The organism is Komagataeibacter sp. FXV3 (assembly GCF_015155755.1).
Classification (GTDB): Bacteria; Pseudomonadota; Alphaproteobacteria; order Acetobacterales; family Acetobacteraceae; genus Komagataeibacter.
In genome coordinates this window covers 1-6852 of record NZ_VWPI01000104.1, presented here as the reverse complement: position 1 = coordinate 6852, position 6852 = coordinate 1, and the positions used below count along the sequence as shown (strand labels likewise).

Here is a 6852-nt window from a genome sequence, read left to right as displayed (position 1 = left end):
CGTTCGTCCGGCCAGCGGCGACGGCGTTCAACGCCAATCAGGATTTCCTGAGCCATATTTACCTCCCGAACGACGTCAATAACGACGTCGTTAACGACGGTAAGTTACCAGTCACAATCCTCAGTCATAAGGCGGCCTCAAGCGGCCGATTACGGCCATTGATGTCCTCGCGGCAATACGCAGGCGCTTTCCCTGGCTGCGCCACATCTTCGCGGATGGCGGCTATGCTGGCGAGAAATTGCGATCCGCGCTCGCCTCCATGGGAAAATGGACGGTCGAAATCATCAGGCGGTCCGATACGGGGGAAGGCTTTCAGATCCTGCCGCGACGCTGGGTGGTTGAACGAACATTCGCCTGGCTGGGACGGTGCAGGCGGCTCGCCAAAGATTGGGAAAAGTCCATTGCTTCCTCAACCGCATGGACATTGATCGCCTCGATCCGCATGCTCACACGACGGACAGCAAGGCATTATCAAGCTTGAAAAACTTTCGGATCGGGCTCTAACAGGCCCGAAAATCAGTAAATACTTTCTCCCAATCTCCTTACTGATAATATTCATCTATTTTTTGAATCATTTAAATCTACGTTTATTCTTATTCCATGATTTAATAACCCAGTCTGCTCCTTTTTTTCCTATTATGGGGTCCAGTATTTTACGACCTATTAATTCTGATTTGGGCAAAATACGACCATGCAGTGCGAAGCTATCTCGTTCGGCTTGAGACCAGTGTGGATGCCACCAATAGGAAATGGGTAAAAAACGCCCATGTCCTATATCGCAGGCATGAGGAATGCTTCCCAAAATTTCCTTTTCAGATGAAGTGGGTCTGGAAAGAATATTAGACATACAATCTTCCGCCATATTTTTTAGAATATCAGCGGAAAAAAGAGAAAAATAAGGTGCTATATCTGATACAAAATCCATAACACAATTTTGTATTTCTTTTACATATATGTCGCGAGACACATCCGCTGCATTACGTTTTTCGAAAACTGGATAATATTTTTCTCCAGCTTTCTTCATGCTGATAGAAGATGGGCTTGCATCAGAAAACATTAGTTCAATTAGTTCCACACCATTCATAATGGTATGTGCTATTTCCTCAGGTTTTCCTTCTTGGAATAGAATTCCGTGAATATTTTTTGTAGCATAGGCTTTCTTATGTGTGCCTATATAGAATCCCTTTATCTGATATTCTAAAAAAATATCTAAAGCCCTATGGGATGACAGACCCCAGCCAACATCTACGAAAGCGATATCCGATAGATTCATCCCTCCAATCAAGTCATTTAAATAATTTATATACGAATCACGTTCCGAACACACTACAGAATTCCATAAATTACCAATTTTTTTCAGTTTTTCGATATAAATCTCATAAGATACTTCATTAATATCTGGAAAATCTACCGGGGTGTCAATGTGAAGGCGTATCAGATCCTCTTTTAAACTATATGAGTTATTTCCTTTAGGCGGGAACAGCATAGAGTACACCCAATCATATTGCTTTCCCATCCCCAGCAATGGTACGAGGCACATACGTCGGGAGGACCAGATAACATCATAATCGATGTCAGATAAATCCAATTTATCCATAACGCGTTGAATTATAAATCCATCGCGTGTCATAAGAAATAATTTTTTCACTTTATATTTTTTTGAAATATCAACAATATTTTTTATAAATGATGTAATAACAATACCTGAGTAAATATATCCAAATGAATTCAATGTAGAATTATTATTAAAATATCCTTCAGAATGCCGCTTTGCTATTAAGCCAAGTATTATATTCCCTTCAAGATTATGCTTTTCATTCAGGGCACTTATTAAATCTGAATTTAAGTTTCTATCGTATAAAAGTTCTCTTAATGCCGTAGATGTATGAATTGCAGGAATTCCTGCAGATATGGATTGAACAAAATCAGAATGATAGTTATCCCCAAAATGGATAATGTCTTTAGGTGAAGCATTTAGCGATCTACAAATAAAAGGATAAATTTTTCCATTAGATTTAGATAGATAATCTTTGTAGTAGCTGGATGAGCAGAAAATTTCATCAACATGGATATCATTTTTTTTCAATATTTTATCTATTTCAGACGATGGCATGTACATGTCACTTATAGCAATAATCTTCTTATTTAATGACCGTGCCATATTATATATTTTTTTGTTTTTATCATAAGAAATTAAAAAATGATATTCGGCTGCAATTTCTTGATTTATACACTCTTTCTGCTGACGATCGTCTTCATATAATAATTTGTAAATATCCGTTAATGTTGTTTCGTGAGATTTATATTTAGAAAAATTGATTTCGCGAGCAGCTTTTTCCGCTGCAATGCGCCGCTTGGCAAAACCTGCGTTTCCCGTCTTGATTTCAATATAATCAAAAACGCCTTCTGGATGCGCCGTTTTGCGGAAAAGCAAGGTATCAAATACGTCAAAAGATACTATTTCAAATTTTGAAATAAAATATTCTAGCTCTTTGATTGTTTGATAATCATCAAGAGCACAGTCAATTTTATTCATTATATTTATCGCCGCCATAAGATGGATTTCATCTATTCATACATAAGAAGGCGAAAATTTCAACATTGGTTAGAGCCTGTTTGAGAATGTGTTGATGCGGTGGCGTGGGCGTGATTTAAGCTTGGGATGTGGACCTGAGCAGGCCATGGCCGGATGGCCGGAGTTGAGAAGCGGTCAAAGCGCTACCCGATTGATCTGACGGACAGGGAATGGCTGTTCATTCAGCCGTTTCTGCCATCAGCGGCCAAGCGCGGTCGCAAGCCTGCGGCGGACCTGCGCGATGTGCCTGATGCGCTTCGCTATCTGGCACGAACAGGCGGTGGGTGGCGAATGCTGTCGGACGACAGAGGTGGTCCCGTCTGTTCGGACAGTTTTGCGGGCTTGATAAGCTATACCCGGTTGTTGTTATGCCGCCCTTCTGACGGCGTTGCTGTTGGCCATCTGGTCCGGGGTTAACCCCGGACCAGATGGCGTCGGCACGTTATGATACGCCTCATCGGGCGTTCGTCCAGCCAGCGCCGTATGCGGACGCCTTTCGTTATAATGGGCGATCCATCTGCCAAGCCCGGCCCTCAGTTCTGATCCGGTCTCGAACGCGTGCAGGTAGACGCATTCATATTTCAGCGACCGCCACAGACGCTCGATGAACACGTTATCCAGCCATCGCCCACGCCCGTCCATACTGATGCGGATCTGACGCTCTTCCAGTATCCCGGTGAAACGGGGTGTCGTAAATTGCGACCCTTGGTCAGTATTGAAAATGTCCGGGGCGCCATAGCGCATGAGGGCATCCTGTAGCGCCTCGATACAGAACTCCACGTCCATCGTGTTCGATAGACGCCAGGACAGGACCTTGCGCGTGAACCAGTCCATGATCGCCACGAGATAGAGAAATCCCCGTTTCATGGGAATATATGTGATATCGGAACACCAGACCTGGTCAGGCCGATTGATGACCAGATCCCTCAGAAGATATGGATATTTCCGATGCTCCGGATGGGGCACGGTCGTGCGCGGCTTCTGGTAGATCGCCCGCAGGCCCATGATCGCCATGAGCCGCCGGACCCGCTTGCGGCCCACTTCATGTCCCAGGCGGCGCAGATGCCATGTCATCTGCCGTGAGCCATAATACGGCGTTTCCAGGAACCGGGCGTCGATCAGCCGCATCAGCTTCAGATTGGCCTCGCTCTGTGGCACAGGCCGATAGTAAACGCCCGACCGGTTGAGTCGCAGCAGCGTGCATTGCCGGAATATCGGCAGGCGCGCTCGCTTCGGGTCAATCATCTGCCGCCTCTGATCACGCCCAACCGAGCAGAGGCATCGCGTAAAAAATCCCGTTCCACCAGCAACTGGCCGATCTTGGCGTGCAGTTTCTCTACATCAGCAGGGCTGACTGAAGGTTCCGTTACTGACTTACCAGAAAAAAGGCTTGCCATGCCTTCGATCGCCTGGCGCCCCCCCATTGGGCGATCATCGTCTGATGCACGCCATGTTTCGACGCCAACTCCGCCAGCGTCAGTTCGCCACGGATCGCCTCCAGGGCAACCCGTGATTTGAACTCCGCCGCATACCGTTTCCGCGTAACCTTGCCCATAAAACCCGTCCTCGTTCAGGCCAGATGATAGCTTATCGCCCTGTCCGAAAAATGGGGACCACCTCTGTCAGGCTGCTGCCGCCATTTTCCAGTATATCAATGTGTTTTACAATCCACGTTGACGACATTCATATTTGGGCAGTATCAGAGCCCCTCGCTTTTGAAGCAGGAGTGGCATAATCACTACCATATCATTACAAAGCCGTTATGGGTAAAGAAAATAAACCCCACTAAATTTCATAGAAAATTTTTTTACTTTGCCAGACCTCCCATTGATGTGCCTGGGGAAATAATTGTCGTAATAAGATTCATAAATTTATAGAACTTATTGGTAGCAGAATTGGCAATATAAATAATATCATCATTTCGCATCATGAATTTCTGAGCCAGAAAATAACTGTTAGGATTCATCATGTCCAACTGATAAACAACCGGTCCAGTTGTTGCATTATTGTCAACTGGCATACCAAGACGCCGAAGAACATCGGCATTTTCAAAACGGAAAAGATAGACCGCGTTGGGATCCGCACGTGAATCGATCGGTCCACCCACACGGGCAACGGCTTCAGCCATGGTCAGTGTAGGTGTCGTGAATTGGGTTTGGGTTACATGGCCGCTGGCACCTAATACCGTAAAGGTACGCGGCTGGAATGTGACCTGCACCCTGTCTTCCGGCTGTATCAGGATGTTCTGTTCTGGATTGTTTTCTATGACCTTGAGCGGCATTTCGGCAATCCGGTCATTGCGCGTCAGCCGGACCATATAATCTTCATCTGACTGGCTTGTGTGGTCTTCTCCCCCTGCAAGGGCAATGACATCCAGAATTCGTTCACGATTCGGAGTCAGCGGAATACGGCTGGGACGTCGCACACTGCCATATACCATAACAGAATTAGCAATATCAGATACGATCCGGACCACGACCTGCGGCGACTGAGACTTTTGCCTCAACCGGGCTTGAATAGTCTGAGCTACCTGCGTCGTCGTCAGACCGGCTACGTGAATCTGACCTACGAAAGGCACACGAATGTTGCCCGCACCATCAACATTCAATGGGGGCAAATTACTGGCAGTAGATACACTGGGAATGGTTGTACCGCCGCTAAGATTCGCATTGCTCAAAGCAGCACTGCCACTAGTGGAACTGAAAAGCGCACTACCGATCTCGTATATGGAAACTTGCAGGACATCTCCCGGTCCAACCGTGTCATTCTTGCTTGAAATACGCGGCGCGTTATCAGTGTCCAGACTGCTGAACTGTGTGGGCGCTTCGCTATCCAGAAGCGTGATCAAGTCCAGGCTGATCTGAATAATTCCGTAGCCGACGGTATTTTTTTTTGGATCACGCTGCGTATGATTGATCTGCGCTTCAGTCGGGCCACTGTCAGGCAAGGAATTGCACCCGGTCAGAAACAGCAGCATTCCTCCAATCACGACAAGACGTTGTTTCCCTCCCGCACGACGTTGAATCGGGGCCGAATCTGGAGGACAGTAGAAATTGCTCAATGTAACACCGCGATTGAAGGTTAATTGGGAAGGCAACGACAAAGTAGTGTAAAACACCAGTATGCTTCTGAATATACTATCAACATAAAAGTTGCAAATGATCCGAACGTATCATCTATCAGATTAAATTTTAATAGACCACATATATATTAAATGTTTCTCTGAAACTCATATCTTTGATTCAGCGTGAAAGAGAGAGGTTCAGTCTGAAGATTAATCCTGCATGAGAAGAATACATCCTAACGCATCAAACAAATGCCCTTATGGCAAAAATGGACTAAACGACAAAATGAAATGTTAACCAGGGCTTATTCCGATCTGACAGGTTTTCTTTAGAGCCCGATCCGAAAGTTTTTCAAGCTTGATAATGCCTTGCTGTCCGTCGGTCGTGTGAGCATGCGGATCGAGGCGATCAATGTCCATGCGGTTGAGGAAGCAATGGACTTTTCCCAATCTTTGGCGAGCCGCCTGCACCGTCCCAGCCAGGCGAATGTTCGTTCAACCACCCAGCGTCGCGGCAGGATCTGAAAGCCTTCCCCCGTATCGGACCGCCTGATGATTTCGACCGTCCATTTTCCCATGGAGGCGAGCGCGGATCGCAATTTCTCGCCAGCATAGCCGCCATCCGCGAAGATGTGGCGCAGCCAGGGAAAGCGCCTGCGTATTGCCGCGAGGACATCAATGGCCCCATCACGATCCTGGATATCGGCGGCATGAACGAGGAGAAAGATCAGGAAGCCGTAATCATCCGGCGAGAGACGCGGGCGTATTCAGGCGGCGATGGTATTGTGGACCTGCTGGTGGGCTTTCCAGTGCCAGGGCAGAAGTTCATGGAGGCGTGGATTGAGGATGTCATTGATCCGTGCCAGGACATCGGCGAGCCATGCCTGGGGATCGACATCGTTCAGGCGCGCGGTGACGATCAGGGAATACATGGCGGCGGCGCGCTCTCCGCCACGATCGGACCCGGCGAACAACCAGGCTTTCCTGCCCAGGGCGATGCCGCGCAGAGCGCGTTCTGCTGCATTGTTTGAGAGGCAGATCCGGCCGTCAGTGAGGAATCGTGTGAATGTATCGGCACGTCTGAAAGCCCGATCCGAAAGTTTTTGAACAATACCAGCCTGTTGTGATTCATCCGTCTTTACGAAGAGATGGAGTGAATGGTGACATGGACTGGTATTGCCCGACGTGAACATAGCCGGGAAGGACTGCGATA

The 6852-nt window shown here is 47.3% G+C and carries 3 protein-coding genes and 4 pseudogenes; 2 read left to right on the top strand and 5 right to left on the bottom strand.

Annotated features, from left to right (window positions below):
- Window positions 1-154: 154 nt before the first annotated feature.
- Window positions 155-481 (top strand): annotated as a pseudogene (locus F1542_RS09870) (transposase); the annotation flags it as partial.
- A 90-nt stretch (window positions 482-571) separates the two neighbouring features.
- Here F1542_RS09870 and F1542_RS09865 read toward each other — a convergent pair.
- A complete protein-coding gene (locus F1542_RS09865) occupies window positions 572-2554 on the bottom strand; it encodes a hypothetical protein (protein ID WP_193732887.1) in 1983 nt (660 codons plus the stop codon).
- A gap of 135 nt (window positions 2555-2689) precedes the next feature.
- Between F1542_RS09865 and F1542_RS17510 the strand changes: the two are divergent.
- Window positions 2690-2881 (top strand): annotated as a pseudogene (locus F1542_RS17510) (transposase); the annotation flags it as partial.
- 60 nt (window positions 2882-2941) lie between these two features.
- On the opposite strand, the pseudogene F1542_RS09855 reads toward F1542_RS17510, so the two are convergent.
- From F1542_RS09855 to F1542_RS09840, 4 genes and pseudogenes are all read right to left on the bottom strand, one after another.
- Window positions 2942-4130 (bottom strand): annotated as a pseudogene (locus tag F1542_RS09855) (IS3 family transposase).
- 252 nt (window positions 4131-4382) lie between these two features.
- Window positions 4383-5693 carry a polysaccharide biosynthesis/export family protein gene (locus tag F1542_RS09850; RefSeq protein WP_346011880.1) on the bottom strand — a complete coding sequence of 437 codons (1311 nt, stop codon included), beginning with the start codon at window positions 5691-5693 and terminating at the stop codon, window positions 4383-4385.
- A 275-nt stretch (window positions 5694-5968) separates the two neighbouring features.
- Window positions 5969-6385, bottom strand: a pseudogene (locus F1542_RS09845) (transposase); the annotation flags it as partial.
- Window positions 6386-6406: 21 nt separating this feature from the next.
- A partial coding sequence (locus tag F1542_RS09840; protein ID WP_227672636.1) for a transposase occupies window positions 6407-6852 on the bottom strand: 446 nt, incomplete at its 5' end.